The organism is Streptomyces sp. NPDC050759 (genome assembly GCF_044456945.1).
Taxonomy (GTDB): Bacteria; Actinomycetota; Actinomycetes; order Streptomycetales; family Streptomycetaceae; genus Streptomyces.
The window spans coordinates 21,934-36,590 of the sequence record NZ_JBITGI010000013.1; the positions used below are offsets into that span (position 1 = coordinate 21,934).

General features: G+C 70.2%; 15 protein-coding genes and 1 pseudogene. 6 read left to right on the forward strand and 10 right to left on the reverse strand.

The genetic code is table 11. The annotated features are described in order from the left end of the window. Positions 1 to 99 precede the first annotated feature (99 nt). From ACIBJB_RS32125 to ACIBJB_RS32145, 5 genes and pseudogenes are all read left to right on the forward strand, one after another. Complete coding sequence (locus tag ACIBJB_RS32125; protein ID WP_398935769.1) at positions 100 to 942, forward strand: TnsA-like heteromeric transposase endonuclease subunit; 843 nt, start codon at positions 100 to 102, stop codon at positions 940 to 942. Further along, positions 939 to 1,241, forward strand: coding sequence for a hypothetical protein (locus ACIBJB_RS32130; protein WP_398935772.1), 303 nt, complete (start codon positions 939 to 941; stop codon positions 1,239 to 1,241). Before ACIBJB_RS32125 ends, ACIBJB_RS32130 begins: the two co-directional genes overlap by 4 nt. Next, a pseudogene (locus ACIBJB_RS32135) lies at positions 1,235 to 3,343 on the forward strand (transposase). Before ACIBJB_RS32130 ends, ACIBJB_RS32135 begins: the two are co-directional and overlap by 7 nt. Next, on the forward strand, positions 3,340 to 4,371 hold the full coding sequence (locus ACIBJB_RS32140) for a TniB family NTP-binding protein (protein ID WP_398935774.1): 1,032 nt from the start codon (positions 3,340 to 3,342) through the stop codon (positions 4,369 to 4,371). The pseudogene ACIBJB_RS32135 and the gene ACIBJB_RS32140 overlap by 4 nt, the downstream one beginning before the upstream one ends. Next, positions 4,368 to 5,348, forward strand: a complete 981-nt coding sequence (locus ACIBJB_RS32145; protein WP_398935776.1) for a TniQ family protein — start codon at positions 4,368 to 4,370, stop codon at positions 5,346 to 5,348. Before ACIBJB_RS32140 ends, ACIBJB_RS32145 begins: the two co-directional genes overlap by 4 nt. On the opposite strand, the gene ACIBJB_RS32150 is transcribed toward ACIBJB_RS32145, so the two are convergent. From ACIBJB_RS32150 to ACIBJB_RS32190, 9 genes are all read right to left on the reverse strand, one after another. After that, positions 5,343 to 5,831, reverse strand: coding sequence for a hypothetical protein (locus ACIBJB_RS32150; RefSeq protein WP_398935778.1), 489 nt, complete (start codon positions 5,829 to 5,831; stop codon positions 5,343 to 5,345). The genes ACIBJB_RS32145 and ACIBJB_RS32150 overlap by 6 nt on opposite strands. Positions 5,832 to 6,366: 535 nt before the next feature. Beyond that, the gene (locus tag ACIBJB_RS32155) at positions 6,367 to 6,642 is read right to left on the reverse strand and encodes a hypothetical protein (protein ID WP_398935780.1); all 276 of its coding nucleotides are present in this window, start codon (positions 6,640 to 6,642) and stop codon (positions 6,367 to 6,369) included. Beyond that, positions 6,639 to 6,848 (reverse strand): hypothetical protein, encoded by a 210-nt coding sequence (locus tag ACIBJB_RS32160; RefSeq protein ID WP_398935782.1) that lies wholly within the window; start codon positions 6,846 to 6,848, stop codon positions 6,639 to 6,641. Before ACIBJB_RS32160 ends, ACIBJB_RS32155 begins: the two co-directional genes overlap by 4 nt. A gap of 13 nt (positions 6,849 to 6,861) precedes the next feature. Next, positions 6,862 to 7,794, reverse strand: a complete 933-nt coding sequence (locus ACIBJB_RS32165; protein WP_398935785.1) for a hypothetical protein — start codon at positions 7,792 to 7,794, stop codon at positions 6,862 to 6,864. A gap of 468 nt (positions 7,795 to 8,262) precedes the next feature. Further along, the gene (locus tag ACIBJB_RS32170; protein ID WP_398935787.1) at positions 8,263 to 8,442 is read right to left on the reverse strand and encodes a hypothetical protein; all 180 of its coding nucleotides are present in this window, start codon (positions 8,440 to 8,442) and stop codon (positions 8,263 to 8,265) included. 47 nt (positions 8,443 to 8,489) lie between these two features. Then, positions 8,490 to 8,804, reverse strand: coding sequence for a hypothetical protein (locus ACIBJB_RS32175; RefSeq protein WP_398935789.1), 315 nt, complete (start codon positions 8,802 to 8,804; stop codon positions 8,490 to 8,492). A 200-nt stretch (positions 8,805 to 9,004) separates the two neighbouring features. After that, positions 9,005 to 9,211, reverse strand: a complete 207-nt coding sequence (locus ACIBJB_RS32180) for a hypothetical protein (protein WP_398935791.1) — start codon at positions 9,209 to 9,211, stop codon at positions 9,005 to 9,007. A gap of 792 nt (positions 9,212 to 10,003) precedes the next feature. Then, positions 10,004 to 10,339, reverse strand: coding sequence for a transposase (locus ACIBJB_RS32185; RefSeq protein ID WP_398935793.1), 336 nt, complete (start codon positions 10,337 to 10,339; stop codon positions 10,004 to 10,006). A 267-nt stretch (positions 10,340 to 10,606) separates the two neighbouring features. Further along, on the reverse strand, positions 10,607 to 11,062 hold the full coding sequence (locus tag ACIBJB_RS32190; protein WP_398935795.1) for a hypothetical protein: 456 nt from the start codon (positions 11,060 to 11,062) through the stop codon (positions 10,607 to 10,609). A 917-nt stretch (positions 11,063 to 11,979) separates the two neighbouring features. On the opposite strand from ACIBJB_RS32190, the gene ACIBJB_RS32195 reads away from it, so the two are divergent. After that, positions 11,980 to 12,615, forward strand: coding sequence for a transposase (locus tag ACIBJB_RS32195; RefSeq protein WP_398935797.1), 636 nt, complete (start codon positions 11,980 to 11,982; stop codon positions 12,613 to 12,615). Between the two features lie 712 nt (positions 12,616 to 13,327). Here the strand turns inward: ACIBJB_RS32195 and ACIBJB_RS32200 are convergent. Further along, entirely contained in the window at positions 13,328 to 14,647 is a 1,320-nt protein-coding gene (locus ACIBJB_RS32200; RefSeq protein WP_398935799.1) for an RICIN domain-containing protein, read from the reverse strand. Positions 14,648 to 14,657: the final 10 nt, after the last annotated feature.

Here is a 14,657-nt window from a genome sequence, read left to right on the forward strand (position 1 = left end):
CCCCCTCGTGCATCCCAACCGGCTTGCCAGGCAATGCAGTTGACGCGATTGTGGGTTACCGGCCGGTTCGCCTGCGCGGCAGGACAGGCATGGCGTTATGTGGAGTTCGTGATCACCGACAGCAGCCAGGACGGCGCGCAGGCCGGCTTGCCCGCTGTCGCGCCCGGCGCCTGCCGGGTGCCGGAACCGGGCGCGGTGGAGGCTGAGTTCCCCGGGCCGCAGGGCACGCTCGTGCAGCACCGCTGGGTTGAGGCCGCCGTGGCGGTGCGGTTCGAGCAGCTAGGGCCGGTGGCGGCGTTCCCGGTGGTGCCAGGACGGCGGTGGGGGCCGGGCTGGTGGTGGTCGGCCACGACCGGGCGGCATGTGATGCACGGTTCGCAGGCGATGTGCATGCAGCTGATGGTCCTGGACCGCGAACCGCAGGTAGTGGGTTTGTCGGCGCGGCCGGTTCGGCTGATCTGGCGGGACCCGGACAGCGGGCGGACGCTGACATGGGTGCCCCAGCTGTTCGCCCGCTACGCCGACGGCCGCGCCCTGCTCGCCGACTGCCCCGCCACAGCGGCGCCCGCCGGGGAGCGGGCCGGGCGCGCGGCCGCGGTACTTGCCGCGGCGTGTGCGGCGGTGGGGTTCACCTACCGGCGCCTGGTACCGCCGGATGCGGTGGTGGCGGGCAATGTCCGGTGGCTGGCCGGCTACCGCCATCCGCGCCACCGCGACGCCGGCCGCCTCGAGCAGGCGGTGCTGGAGGCGTTCACCAGCCCGCGGCCGCTGATGGCCGGGGCCGTGGCGGCGGGCGACGTCCTGGCGGCGCTGCCGGTGCTCTATCACGCGCTGTGGCACGGCCGGCTGGCCGCGGACCTGACACGGCCGCTGGGCGAGCACACTCTGGTTGCGCCCGGCCCGGCCACAGGCAACGCAGAGCAGGAGCAGCACGGCAGGTGAGCAGGCACAAGGTGACCGCCCCCGGCAGGCGGTGTGTTGAGGTGGGCACTCCGGTCAGCTTCGAGGCCCGCACCCGGCAAGTGACCAGTCTGGTCGACGGACGGGGGCACCTGGCCGCCGACGACGGGACCACCGGGTGCGTGCCGGCCGCCCGCTCGGCAACCGCCGACGGCTTCGAGGTCCTCGGCCAGGCCGCCTTGCAGGTTCCGGCCGCTACCGTGCGGGCGGCGCTGCCGCTGCCTGCCCGGGAGCCGGCGGTGGCCTGGTGGGACGCGCGGGCGCAGGCCGAGCAGTGGTGAGCGCACCCGGCCGTCCGGGCCGCCCGGTAGCCACTGCGAGCGGAAGGCAGGTGAAGCTGGGCGCGTATGTGACGTTCCAGGGCGGTACGTGGCAGGTGGCCGGTGCGTCGGTGACGCTGGTCGACGAGAACGGGCAGACGGCTTCGGTCCTGGCCGCGTTCCTGTTCGCCGACCCAGCCTTCACCGTGGTGGGCTCCCCCGCCGCCGGGGTGCAGCCGTGGGGGCTGCTGGAGTCGGTGCCCGCCCGTGAGCGGGAGCGGGCTCTTGCCTGGCAGCGGCACATCCGCGAGATCGAGACCGGACTGCCCGGCGGGCCCGGCAGCACCGGCGTCCCCCGGCCCGAGTACGACCCGCAGCACCAGTCGATGGCCGAGCGGGAGCAGGCCAAGGCCGACGAACTCACCCAACTGGGCTGGCCGCGGGTCAGCCGGGCCACCGTGCGCCGCATGCGGGCCCGCTACCACGACCAAGGGTTGTGGGGTCTGATCCCGCGCCGCAAACCCTCCCGTGCGACCGGGCAGGCCGACGAGCGGGTGGTGGCCGCGGTGCTGGAGGCACTGCGCCGCCAGCGCGGCCGCTCCAGGGGCACGCTGAAGGGGCTGCGGGAGCTTGCCGGGCAGATCCTGGCCGACACCCACGGGCCGGGTGTCGTGGCGGTGCCGCCGCCGTCGACGTTCAACCGGCTGGCGCGGGTACTGGCCGACCCGCTGGAGCATCCCGGCCGCCCGGCCCGCACCGCCACCGCGCCGGTGCGGCCCTTCACACCGACAGTGGCGCTGCGGCCGGGCGAGCTGGTGCAGATCGACACCACCCGCCTGGATGTGATGGCCATCGGCGAGGGCGGAAAGCCGCTGCGCCCGGAACTCACCATCGCTCTCGAGATAGCGACCAGGTCGGTGGTGGCGGCCGTGCTGCGCGAGTAAGGCACCAAGGCCGTGGACGCCGCCCTGCTGCTGGCCGAGATGGCCGTACCGCACCCGGTGCGGCCCGGCTGGGGCGAGCAGCTGCGCCTGGCCCACGCCGCCGTCCCCTACGACCGGCTGCTCACCCTGGACGCACGGCTGGAGCAGGCGGCGGCGCGGCCGGTGGTGGTACCCGAGACGATCGTCATCGACCGCGGGGCCATCTTCGTCTCCGCCGCGTTCCTGGCCGCCTGCGAAACCCTCGGGGTGAGCGTGCAGCCCGCACCGCCCCGCTCCCCCGCCGCCAAGGGCGCCGTCGAGCGCACGTTCGGAAGTATCAACTCTCTGTTCGCGCAGCACGTCGCCGGCTACACCGGCCCCCACATCCTCGCGCGCGGCGAGACAGTGCAGGACGAAGCCCGGTTCACCGTGGCCCAGTTGCAGGAACTGCTGGACGAATGGATCACCGCCTGCTGGCAGCACCGCCCCCACGACGGGCTGCGGCACCCCCTCCTGCCCAGGAAGGCGCTGGCCCCCAACGAGATGTGGGGCGCGCTGCTGGGCGCGTGCGGATACGTGCCGTGGCCCCTGACCGGCACCGACTACCTGGAACTGCTGCCCGTGCGCTTCCATCCCGTCACCGGCCGCGGCATCCGCATCAACCACCGCACCTACGACCACACCCTGCTCAATGAGCACCGCGGCCGCCCCTCACCCGAGGGCCCGGGCGGCAAGTGGGAGGTCCACCTCAACCCGCACGACGTACGCCAGATCTACATCCGGCTGCCCGACAGCCAGCTGCACGAGATCCCGTGGATCCACCGCGACCACGTCCACGCCCCGATGAGCGAGACCGCCTGGCGCGACATCCGCACCGCCCTCGACCGGCGCGGCGACCGCGAGGCACACGAAGCCGCCCTCGCCGAGGCCGCTGACCAGGTCCTGCGCCGCAGCCGCCCCCTGCCCGGCCCCGCGCCGGCCGCGGCAGCGGACCGGCCCGGGACAACAGGCCACCCGGCACAGGCGCGGCCCGCACAGCATCCCGCCCAGGACGCCGAGGACGCCGAGGACGCCGAGGACAGTCTCGACGCCGTCGAAGCCCGCGCTCATGACGATGACAGTCAAGCCGGTGGTGAAGAGTCCCCGCCGCCGGCCCGATTCGCGCTGTACGACGCCTTCGAGGAGGCCGAGCACTGGTGACCAGCCCCGACACCACACCCCCCACCGAGGAGACGTCCCCCGGGGCGGTCACCACCTTCGACGCCTTCGCCCGGTTCGCCGCTACCGCACCGCCCACACCGCCACAGCCCGGCCAGACACCGCGCTCACTGGAGCAACGACTGGCCTACCACTCCCAGTTCGTCACCGTGCGCACCCCGGCCATCGAGAACCTCTCACGCAGTGTGCGCACCCTGATGATCCTCGGCCGACACCAGAGCGTCACCGCACGTCCGTCCCTGATCGTCACCGGCCCGGCCACCACCGGCAAAACGACCGCGCTGCTGCAGGTCGGCCGCACCTGCCACCTCGCCCACACCCGCCGCGCCGCCCCCGGCGACGACAGCGTGCCCGTCGCCTACGTACTGGTGCCGCCCGGCGCCACCGCCAAGACCCTGGCCGGCGAGTTCGCCCGCTATCTCGGCATCCCCATCACCTCACGCATGACCACCGCTCAGATCACAGGCGCTGTCTGCCACACCTACACCGCGGCCAGGATCAAGCTCGTGCTGATCGACGAAATCCACCGCCTCAACCCGCGCACCTCCACCGGCGCGGAGGCCGCCGACTGGCTCAAGGACCTCACCGAACGCGTCCCCGCGACGTTCGTCTACGCCGGCATCGACGTCACCGCCAGCGCCGTATTCTCCGGCGTGCGCGGGGCACAACTGGCCGGGCGGGCCTCCCTGATCGACTGCGGCGCACTGCCCGCCCGCGCCGGCGAACGCGAACCGTTCCGCGAACTGATCACCGCCCTGGAAGCTGCCCTCGACCTCACCTCGCACCGGCCGGGCAGCCTGCCCAGGCTGGCGCCCTACCTGCACGAACGGACCGCGGGCAGGATCGGCAGCCTGGCCCGCCTGATCCGCCAGGCCGCCATCGAAGCCATCCTGGACGGCCAAGAACGCATCACCAAGACGCTGCTGGACACCATCGCACTGGACCACCTCGCCGAAGAGCACTACCGGCCCCGCACCCCCAAACGCCGCACCCGGCCCGCCGACCGGTGACATCCCACACCGCGCCCCGCCCCGCACTGCGAGCCAACGCCCTGTGGCCCACCCCGCCCGGCGCCCTGCACGTGAGGCCGCTGCCCCGCGAGGCCACCGCCTCCTACATCACCCGCCTCGCAGGCGCCTACCACCTCAGTGCCGCCCAACTCCTGGACGGCCTGCACATCACCGCCACCGGCACCCCAACGGGCCCGCCCGCCACCGACATCCACCTCAGCAACGAAGCCGCCCGCCGCCTGTCCCACTTCACCCGCATCCCGCCCGCACACCTCGCCCGCGCCCTGCCCCGCCGGCCCCCGCCCGCCGCCATCGGCACAGCCCGCGCCGCCACCGCCCGCTGGCACACGGTCGAACCCGCGGTGCAGCCACTGCCGGCATGCACCGCCTGCATCATCCGCCGCAGCCCGCACACGGCAACTCCCGCATGGATCCACCCGGCACCCGACCTGCCCCGGGGCCTCCTCTGCACCCGCCACCAGCAAGCCTCAAGCGACCCCAGACAGCGCACCCCCCTCGACATCAGCTCCCTGCCCGAACTCACCCATGCCCGCCCCACCACCCGCCGCCCACCGACAGCGGCCTCCCTGAGCTGGGCATCGACGATCACCACGCGCTGGTACGACCACCACCAACACCTCCACCAGCGCTGGCACACCCGCCTGCGCCGGCTCCACGCCGCCAACCCCCACCTCGCCTCAGGCCCGGCCTCCCCCGCCCTGACCTGCCGCAGCCTGATCACCTACCCCGAGACCCTCACCCTCGCCACAGCCCTCGACCGCCTGCCGCCCTACCCCCCCGACCCGCACCCAGCAGACCGCCTTCCTCCACGACCTGGCCGGCCGCCTCCACCTGCCCCGCCTCGCACCCGCCGACCACGACCTGCTCTGGCAACGCCTGGCAACCCGCTGAACCAACCCACTTACCCATACCGCCCTGACCCCAGCACACCGGCCGACAAGCCCCCGTACCTATAGGCGCGCCAACCACACTGCGCAAAAACCACCGCCCCACCCAGCCAATTGCGCAACGCCAAACAACCAGCCCAACCCGAAGGACTCAGTGCCCTTGGTCACCGACGCCAGATCGGTGTCGCCGCCGTCCGAGACCGCAATGTCGGCAACCGCTGCCGCGGGGGTGAGGTCGGCACCGGTGTCGGACAGCGCGGTGTCGATGCCCTTCCACACCCCCGCCCGCTTCACCCGGATCGGACCCGCGTACGCCGCCGTCTCCAGCTCCCCGCTGGGCAGCGCGTACGTCGTCGAGTCCGCCGCCCGCTGCGACAGCACCTCAATCTTCCGGCCCTGCAACCGGGCCATCAGCACCGCCGACGCCTCATCCTGCGCCTCCGCCGGACCCGGTGACGCGGTGGGCGATGCCGCCGAGACATCAGTAGCCGGCGTGGCGAACGCGATGCCGGTGTCCTGCGATACCAGTGCTGCCTCGGTCGCGAACAGCATGACGACACCGATGGCTATCTGCCGCAGCCGTCGCGCCTGGCGCCCTCGGCCCCTTCTAGATCTGCCATGGGCCACGGGTCTGTGACGCACGATCAGCTACCTCCCTTACGCTCCGCAATGCGGAGTCAACAGAAACGGAGCTGATCTTCACAAGAGGGTCAGATTTCGGCCACTGAAAGATCGCCAGATCTTCAAACCTTGCTCTGCAAGTCACCAAGAAGCATTAAAGGGCTGTTCGCGGCAGTAGCCCCCGGTCGTCCCAATTGAACTGCCTTCATACACTTCGAGCCGAAGATGGTAGGCAGTTGAGCCTGCGACCGCACCCTCTGTACCTTTTTAAGATTTTCATAAGAACTGAAAGAAGAAGCGGAGCAACCGGTAAGAAAACGACAAGATCAGTGCGTCCTGCACGGCAGCACGGCGGGAGTCGGGCCCGCGTTCAGGCCGCACTGCGGGCACTGTCCAGCTCGCGGTTCTTCGCCGACCTCGCGCTGCAGGCGATGGTGTCCGACCTAAAACAGTGGGGCAGGGGTGGTCAGCAACTGGCGTCGCTCGGGGGGGGCCAGATCAAGCTCAGGTACTGCATGGCGCGGGTCGCGTAGCTGATGTCGACGTTCGCGTCGCTCACCGTGTACGGCGTCTGTCCGGGGACGTCGATCCGGACTGTGGCTTTGGGCCAGGGGATGCCGTCGCGGCCCTCGGCGTCGATGTAGCCGCCGAACTCCTCGTACCGGTCGTAGCGGTTCCCGGCGTCGGGCAGGCGCAGGTGAGGGGCGTAGGCGGTGATCGTCTGCCCGTCCGCGAAGGTCAAGGTGGCGGGCTCGTCCGGGGTGGTCTGGGGAGCTTGCCGAGGGCGCGCAGCCACTGCTCGGCGGCCACGCGGGAGAAGGTGGGGCTCTCCTTCGTCCCGCCGGTGGCGTCGAGACCGCCGTGACGGCGGCGCCAGTTGACGACTGCCACACGGCCGACACCGGCCATGCGGGCGATCTGGGAGAGGTTCACCTGGGAGTCATTCATGGAGGGGCCCCCGTCACATGAAGCGGACGCGGGCGACGACGGCCAGGAGTTCGCCGGTGTCGGCGGCCCGTTGGAAGGCGTCCTGGTCCTCGCCATCCTTCACCGGTCCCGCGATCAGTACGTGCTGGGCACGGTCGAGCAGGTCCCAGAACGGTTCCGGCAGCGCCACGGTCTCACTCGCGTCCCGCAGGCGCGGCAGCACGTCGTAGCCGTCGGGATCAATCTGGACGAGGCACTCCAGCGACTTGGTGGCGATGTCCACCCGCAGCCGCCAGTTGACGTCCGGCTCCGGCAGCTGACTCCCGTCCCAGGCCTGCCAGTTCGTCCGGCGGCGCAAGTCCGCAGGCCCGGCACCCGCCGTCTCACACTCAAGGATGAGCATGGGCAACGGCCGCCCGTCGGGCATGTGGGTGGTGGCGAGCATCACCGCGTATGCGGGGACACCGTCGGGGTCGGACGGCAGACCGGCCTTGCCGACGGGGATCGAGCCGGGCCCGGTCCCGTCGACCCACTCGGTGGCGCTTCCCTGCGGGTCCAGGTCCGTCGTCAGGTCGAGTAACTGGAAGACGTCCGGACCCGTGCCCGCGGCTGCCCAGTGGGTGAGCGCGTCGTCCAGCAGATCGGCAGCCTGGGTCTCGTCCATCTGCACCACGGCCGCGAAAGCCGCGGTGCCGTCACCGGACTCGGCGGCCGCCCGGGCGAGCGGCGACCACGACCTGGTCGCGGACGACACGCTCAGAGAGTGCTGGGCACCCGCGTTCAACTCCAGCCCGTAGACGGCGCCGGCGAGCACCGCAAGGGTCGCCCGGTGGCGCTGGACGACCTTACTCATAAGCGATGTCTGGCACGGACCGCACCCCGACCGGGCCGCGGCCACCAGGCGGCCGGCGAAGTCGAGGTTGAGCGTGTTGCCCGCCGAGTGGTGCAGGCCCTGAAGGATCGACATGTCCGGGACGGGGTCGTGGCGGTGGACGTTCCCCGTCGCGGCGGACGCTCGGGAGGCCCCGGTGCGTACGGCGCTGCCTTGTCCCGGCTCTTCTTGCGCTGGTTCCTGACCATCACAGTCCTCAGCTGGCGTGCACGGACCCATGACCCGAACACGCGCGGGAGAGGTGACTGCGGTGATCGGTACTGCGCCAAGCGGCGGTGTTCTTTGCACTGATGCGCCCGGACCCGTGGTCCCGCGTACCTTCGCCTCAACTGCCAACAGTCATGGGCTGAGGCAGGCGTGGGCCGATGCGCGGCCCGTGTACACACGGTACCGGCTGCCACTGACAGCCCGGGCCTGAACCGGCCCTCGCGGGGACAGGATCTCCAGAATCACTCCAGGGCGAAGCCCGCGAACCCCTTCGAGGTCTTCTCGAACGCGGAGCCTGCGGCACGGGGCGGCCCGATTGCCGTGTGTGGGCGATCTCTATGGCTCTTCTGTACCCAGGGCTCGCCGTGCAGCTTGCTGGAAGGAGCGGTCCGGTGCGCGTTTTGCCTGCCACGCCTCCTTGAAGCGCTCGGCGTACTCGGCGAGTTGGCCGTGGCCTTCCCGCAGGGCCGCCGAGAACCAGTCCAGCCCGGCCATCTCCCAGTCGTACATCGCCACGCGCAGTTCCTCAGCGGCAGCCGCAGCGGCCACAGGGCCGGCAACGGCTACGGCTCGACCGCGGTGCTGAACTGGACCCACGCCTCATGCACCTCGGCGGAGGAGGCCCTCCACTGCTCCGGCGTGGACTGCTCGTCCCAGACCAGATTGGAAAACCGCCACCATGACGCCGACAACAGCTTCGTGCTCGCGATGAGCGCGCCGTACGCCTCCCATCGTGCGGCTTCGCGCCGGTGCTCCCGCTCGGCTTGCAGCTGCCGCTGCTGCTGGCGCCCTTGACCGACCACTGAGACCCAGCCGCCGGCGACCGCTCCGAGCACGCCGATCGCTGCGCCCACCACACCCGTCAGGCTCGCGTCCATCACCGGGCATTAGACCCCGAGGCCGCAGTAGAAGCCAGACCGCCTATCGCCGGACAGGCTTGCGCCTGGGCCTGGCCCCTGCCCCTTCGCGTACGGCGGGAGGCGCAGTGTGCCGTCACTGACTACCAGCAGGTCGCGGCCGGGCTGGAGTGTGTTGGCGTCCCGGTTGATGGTCCACTCGGTGCGCGGCCACGGCGTGGTCACCCGGTCCCACTCTTGCTGGCCACACAGCCGAGAGGTGGAGGCCCTGGATGCCGGCTGGCCGGGGCGACGACGTGGAGACCGTGGATGTCCTGTTCGTCGCCCCGCAGCAGCGCGCCGACCGTCGGGCCGGGCAGGCGCAGTTCCAGGAAGCTCGCCGTGCTGTAGCGCCAGGCCCGCTCCGTCACCGGGGTGTCGTCGTCCAAGATAACCTGGCCATGGTGCGTTGCCACTGTTGTGCGTCCGCGACCAGTGCCAGCCGGACGTTCACAGCGGCGCCCTCGCTGAGCATCGCCACCAGTACGGCCGTGTCCGTCTGCCCGTTGTTCGCCATGCCCGGCTTCCCTCTCCCCGCAGCGTGTGGAGCCGAACCAGGCGCATCGTCACGGCCCGTGCTCCCGAGCAGGCTACGCCGCAGGTGCGTGAGCGGAAGGCCAAGTGCTGCTGTCAGCTCAGGCGGTAGCCCAAGCAACGCGAGGCCGGCGGCCGCGGCGCAGTGCGGCGTTGCCCACCCGCGTGGGTTCGATTCCTCGCGTCCGATTCGAACGATCCGACTCGAATTTGAGTCACGCGGACCCGGCTTTTGTGGGGACGCCAGTGCGCGGACGTTCCCATCCGCAAGATGGTCTTGTTGGGCGCAGTTGCGGCCTGAGAGGGGATTGCCTACAGGAGTGGCTGTCGTGTGCGACACCGACGACTGCTTCGCCGTCTATCTGGCGGTGGAGACCGGCGACGACGAAGACACCCTCCGCCTCCGAGGTCTCGCAGCTGGCGCGTGACGCCGCGCAAGGTGAGGGGTGGGTGGTCAGCTTCGGCTTCCGTCAGCCGGTGATGACCTGTCCGGGTTGCGCGGACGGCCGGGGGCCGGTGCGTGAACGCGGGGCCTGCCAGAGGTGCATGGGCCGCGTCGACTCCGGGTCCAGGTGCGTGTACTGCCTGCGCCAGGTGGAGCCTTCACAGCCCGAGGCGTGACGCTGGCGTTGTGCCGTCGTTGAACATCACGACTCCATACACCGGGCCCCGGGGAGGTCTTCACTCCCATGGGGCCCGTGGTGTGTGCGGACGCGGGTCAGATCTTCCCGTTCGCCGTGGCGGTGAGCCAGTCGGCGGCTTCGGCATCGGTCATCAGCACCGCCGATGAAGCCGGCGCCTCGCAGCCGGTTTTTGAGTTCGGCGAAGCCGTTCTCGATCTCCCAGCGTTGGTGGTAGAGCTGGGCCAACTGCCGTGCGGTCGCCTGCCGGTGGTCGAGCAGGCTGGTCGCCAGGCGGAACTTCCCCACCTGGGGCGGGCCGTCCTGGGACCGGACGGTCACGGTGTAGTCGATGATCCGCACGAGGTGTCCTTCGGGCAGCCCTGTCGGGGTGCGGCCGTGGAAGCGGGCGTTGCCCAGACGCTGGCCCTCTGGCGGGGGTGGGCATGGTCGCCCACAGATCACGCTACCCGCGCCGTGCCCGGCCGGGGCCACCGCTCGGGATGAGTCGGTGGCCCCGGCCAGGCGATGCCGAATGGCGGGACGTGAACTCGCGTCCTCGTCATCCCTCAAGGCGCGTCATCGTTGTCAGGCTCGGACGCTCAGAGCCTCGTGGGAGCGGAGTGCCTCTCAGGACACCAGATTGACGTCCCAGTCGGTGTTGTCGTCCGAGACGTCGACCGATCGGCCTACTTGGCCGCCCGGTCCCTCCAGCAGCGTCTCGAAAGTGATGTGGTCCTTGAAGCAGAGCGTCGAGTACTTCGCCAGGCAGGCCTGGAACACGGCCACGTTCCTCAGCCTGTAGCGAGCCCCGCTGATCTCAAGTGGCGTACCCGTCCCTTCGACGCTTTCGAACCCGGCGCCGTAGAGGATGTCGCCCCAGGTGGTGGTGCTGCCTTGCAGGTATGTCGCTGTCGGGGCCACGAGAGTTCCGTCCGGCAGGGTGCAGCGGTTGATCGTCAGTGTGAGGTCGGCTGCGTGCGTGCCGAAGGCAGCGTTGTCCACCTCGTAGTGGATCACCTCGGAGGTGCAGCTGCCTGTGGCATGGGCAGTGCCCGTCAGCAAGCCGGTTGCGCCCAGGGTCATGGCAGCGAGTGCAGATCCGATCTTGAGGCTTCGTAACTTCATGTCGTTCCCCCATCTCTGCGGGCCGGGTGCCAAGGTGCCGCACCACATCCCCGCCCGTCTCCGTTGAACGGTTCTGTGCATCCATGCTGAGAGAGGGCACAGGCCGGGGTGGCATGTTCACGCATTTCATGCAAGGAAGGGACAATCGGAACACTTCATCGCCACATCGCCGATTACTGATCCTCCATCCCATTGGTTCTGCCACCCGAACGTCGGCATCGGCGCCCCGAACTGTTGACCAGGGGATTGATTCGCGGTCTGCTCGCGGCCTGGAGTTGCTACAGATAGCGAAAGCGCGTCCCAGGGCGGAAAGCGCACACTCGCCGCCTTTGACCGTGTCAATCCCCTCGCAGCGTGGAGACGATCTATGCGGCCAGTCCCTCGGCGAGGGTGGCCCGGTACTCGCGTTCATAGTCGATCGGGCTATTGAACTGGTGGCATGGTGGGTGCGCCAGCACCCTGAGCACGCGGATGATCCAATGGGCGCGCGCGTCTCACTGCGGGAGCGACTGCGTCGCTCGCTGGGCGACAACGGTGCCGAGCTCCTGGTGTTCGACACCTACACCAAGCTCGGCTTCGACCTCCTGTTACCGGTAGTTCGTTAAATCCGGTCGTGGGTTGACGGCAGGTCGGGTTCGTCGTCGGCCGGTGATAGGGGTCAACTGCTCTGCTGGGGGCCGAAGATGACTGCTCGCCGTCCGTGTCCGCCTGCGCCGGGACCGCTGGAGGAGTACGCGGCCCGGTTCGACGATCTCTTCTTCAGCCTGGCCCAGCGGCGCGGCTTTCGTGGGTGCCTGACGGGACTGCTGGCGCCGAGGGAGCGGAACTAGACGATCACTTGCCTGGCAGGGGCGGAACCGGTGGCAGGTGCGGGGATGCCGGGGGTGCAGCGGCTGCAGTTCTTCCTGTCCGAATCGCCCTGGGAGGCCGAGCAGGTCAACGACCGGCGGCTTGAGCTGCTGCGTGAGCAGCCGGCGACGGCTCCGCACCACGGCGGGGTCATCGTGATCGACGATTCCGGGGACCGCAAGGACGGCACCGCGACCGCGCACGTGGGCCGGCAGTGGCTGGGCCGGCTGGGCAAGACGGACAACGGCATCGTCACGGTGACCACAGTGTGGACCGACGGCCGCGTGTACTCCCCGCTGCACGCCACTCCCTACACCCCCGCCCATCACTTCGCCCGCGGCCGGGCCGATCCGGCCTTCCGTACGAAACCGCAGCTGGCTGCCGCCCTCGCGGCCCGTGGCAAGAAGGCGCGCTTCGGCTGCCGGGCGGTGGTCGCCGACTGCGCCTACTCCGTCAGCGACGACTGGTATCTCGCACTGCGCGAGGCCGGCCTGGCCTACGTGGTCGCGCTCAAGCCGCACCGCGGCACCTGGGCTCCGGCCGACCAGCCGCACACCCCCATCGAAGCCGCCCACGCCCTGACCTGGCGCGATGCCAAGCGTTCCAGCGACTGGACACCCGTGGAGCGGCACTTCCGCGACGGGCACACCGAGACCTGGTGAACCGCCGATGCCCGCCTGGGTGGCTACGGCCCCGACTCACCCTGCCGCCTGGTCGTGGCCACCACCGACCCAGCCGGCCTGCCGGAGAAAGCCACCTGGTACCTGGCCACCAACCTGCCCCACCCCGACGCACCACACGCCACCGCTGACCCGCACCCGCCGGCCGACCTCGCCGGGATCATCCGCCTCTACGGCCTGCGGCCATGGATCGAGCAGAGCTACAAGCAGATCAAGGACGAACTCGGTTGGGCCGACTTCCAGGTCCGCTCCGACCGCGCCATCCGCCGCCACCAGGCCCTGGTCAACTGTGCCTTCTCCTTCTGCTGGGACCCATGGTTCGCCCCACCCGGACCCCTGGACGCCGCCGCGCCGGACCCCTGCCCCGACGAGGGGCCAGAGAGGGGGACCAGTCCCGTCCCATCAGCCCCAACAGCCTTGCCGGCCCAAGGCCTTACGAACCATCTGTTCCTGGCTGACCCCCGCCGTCACCCTCAACCGGTGGTGGCAAGCCTGGAGGGACAAGGATCCGCCCTCCGAGCTTCAGGCCCTGATCGACGCGGTCACCACCGGACACGGCATTGACCTCTACTGCCGGATTTAACGAACTACCGTTAATGACGTTGACTTATCGACGTTAACTCAGGTCGTCAATCAAGTGGGGGGAAGCCCTCGGGGGCCAGGCCCGTACCGTGCCGGACCCGGCCCCGGCCCGTCAGTTCTGCAGGCGCCAGTGCTGATTGGCGCCGCCCGAGCAACTCCACAGCTGGACCTTCGTCCCGTTGGCGGTTCCCTGGCCGCTGGCGTCCAGGCAGAGCCCCGACTGCGCTGCCGTGATCGTGCCGTCGGGGTTGATGTTCCACTGCTGGTCCGGCTGCCCGCTGCAGTCCCAGATCGCCGCGGGGGTGCCGTTGCCCGCGCCCTGGCCGACTCCCAGGCACTTGTTGCCGTAGACGACCAGCTGCTTTCCGTTGGTGTGGGTCCACCGCTGGTTGGAGCCGCCGTTGCAGTCCCACAGCTGTGCCTGCGTACCGTTGGCCGTGGTCGAGTTGCTGATGTCGAGGCAGCGTCCGGACTGCTGGCCGACGATCTCCTGGTTTTCGGAGGGCTGCGGTGTCGGCGGCGTGCTCGAGCCGAACTGGGTGAAGAACTGCCACACCGCTGCCGACGTCCAGGTGCGCCAGCCGTCACCGGTGGAACCGTCGATGGGACCGGGGTCGTGGCCCGCTCCGTCGAACGCGGCCCAGACGACGGGGTATCCGGACCTGCATCCCGAGTAGGTGGTGATGATGTGCGTCAGGCTTCCGTTGGCCGGCTCGGGCGGGTTCTGCGGGGTGCAGCCGTTCGTCCGGACGAAGGTGTCGCGCAGGTCTCGTCCCGACTGGATGGGCAGCACGTTGTCCCTGAGGCCGTGCAGTCCCATGTAGGCGATGGGCTGGTTGCCGCCGTTGCACCCGCTGAGGTTCGCGCCGGAGTAGACCGCGACCGCGCGGAAGACCGTCGCCCGGGAGCAGGCGAGGGCGTACGACATCGCGCCGCCGTAGCTGAAGCCGGCGGAGAACAGCTGGGTGGTGTCGACGCACAGGCCCGATTCGATCTGGTTGACCATGGCGTCGACGAAGGCCACGTCCTGGCCGCCGGGGTTGGCCCAGCCGTTGCCGTTGCCCTGGGGGGCGACGAAGATCGTGCCGTTGTTCGCATTGTCCGCCAGGCGCCTGAGGCCGTAGTAGGACCAGTTGTACCCGTCCGTGCCGCCCGAGTCGACGTCGTTCGCTGTCCCGCCCCGCCAGTGGAAGCCGAAGACCAGCCGATAGGGGCGGTTGCTGTCGTAGCCGGCCGGGACCCGCAGGATGTAACTGCGGTTCTGTCCGCCGCTCTGAATCGTGTGGTTGCCGCTGGTCAGCGCTGGCGCCTTGCCGCAGCCGGCGCTCGCCGCCGCGGCGGACTTCGTGGCCGGTGCGGGTGCGCCGAGGGCGCTGCTGAACGAGGTGCCCGCGGTGGTCAGGATGAGAAGCAGTGCGGCCGCGATGGACATTAAGAGCGGT

Bases quoted from the DNA above. Each gene is read 5' to 3' on its own strand.
- ACIBJB_RS32150 (WP_398935778.1), bottom strand. From the start codon at position 5,831: ATGCTGTTCGCGACCGAGGCAGCACTGGTATCGCAGGACACCGGCATC.
- ACIBJB_RS32160 (WP_398935782.1), bottom strand. From the start codon at position 6,848: ATGAATGACTCCCAGGTGAACCTCTCCCAGATCGCCCGCATGGCCGGT.
- ACIBJB_RS32165 (WP_398935785.1), bottom strand. From the start codon at position 7,794: ATGTCGATCCTTCAGGGCCTGCACCACTCGGCGGGCAACACGCTCAAC.
- ACIBJB_RS32175 (WP_398935789.1), bottom strand. From the start codon at position 8,804: ATGGACGCGAGCCTGACGGGTGTGGTGGGCGCAGCGATCGGCGTGCTC.
- ACIBJB_RS32190 (WP_398935795.1), bottom strand. From the start codon at position 11,062: ATGACCCTGGGCGCAACCGGCTTGCTGACGGGCACTGCCCATGCCACA.
- ACIBJB_RS32195 (WP_398935797.1), top strand. From the start codon at position 11,980: ATGCCGGGGGTGCAGCGGCTGCAGTTCTTCCTGTCCGAATCGCCCTGG.
- ACIBJB_RS32200 (WP_398935799.1), bottom strand. From the start codon at position 14,647: ATGTCCATCGCGGCCGCACTGCTTCTCATCCTGACCACCGCGGGCACC.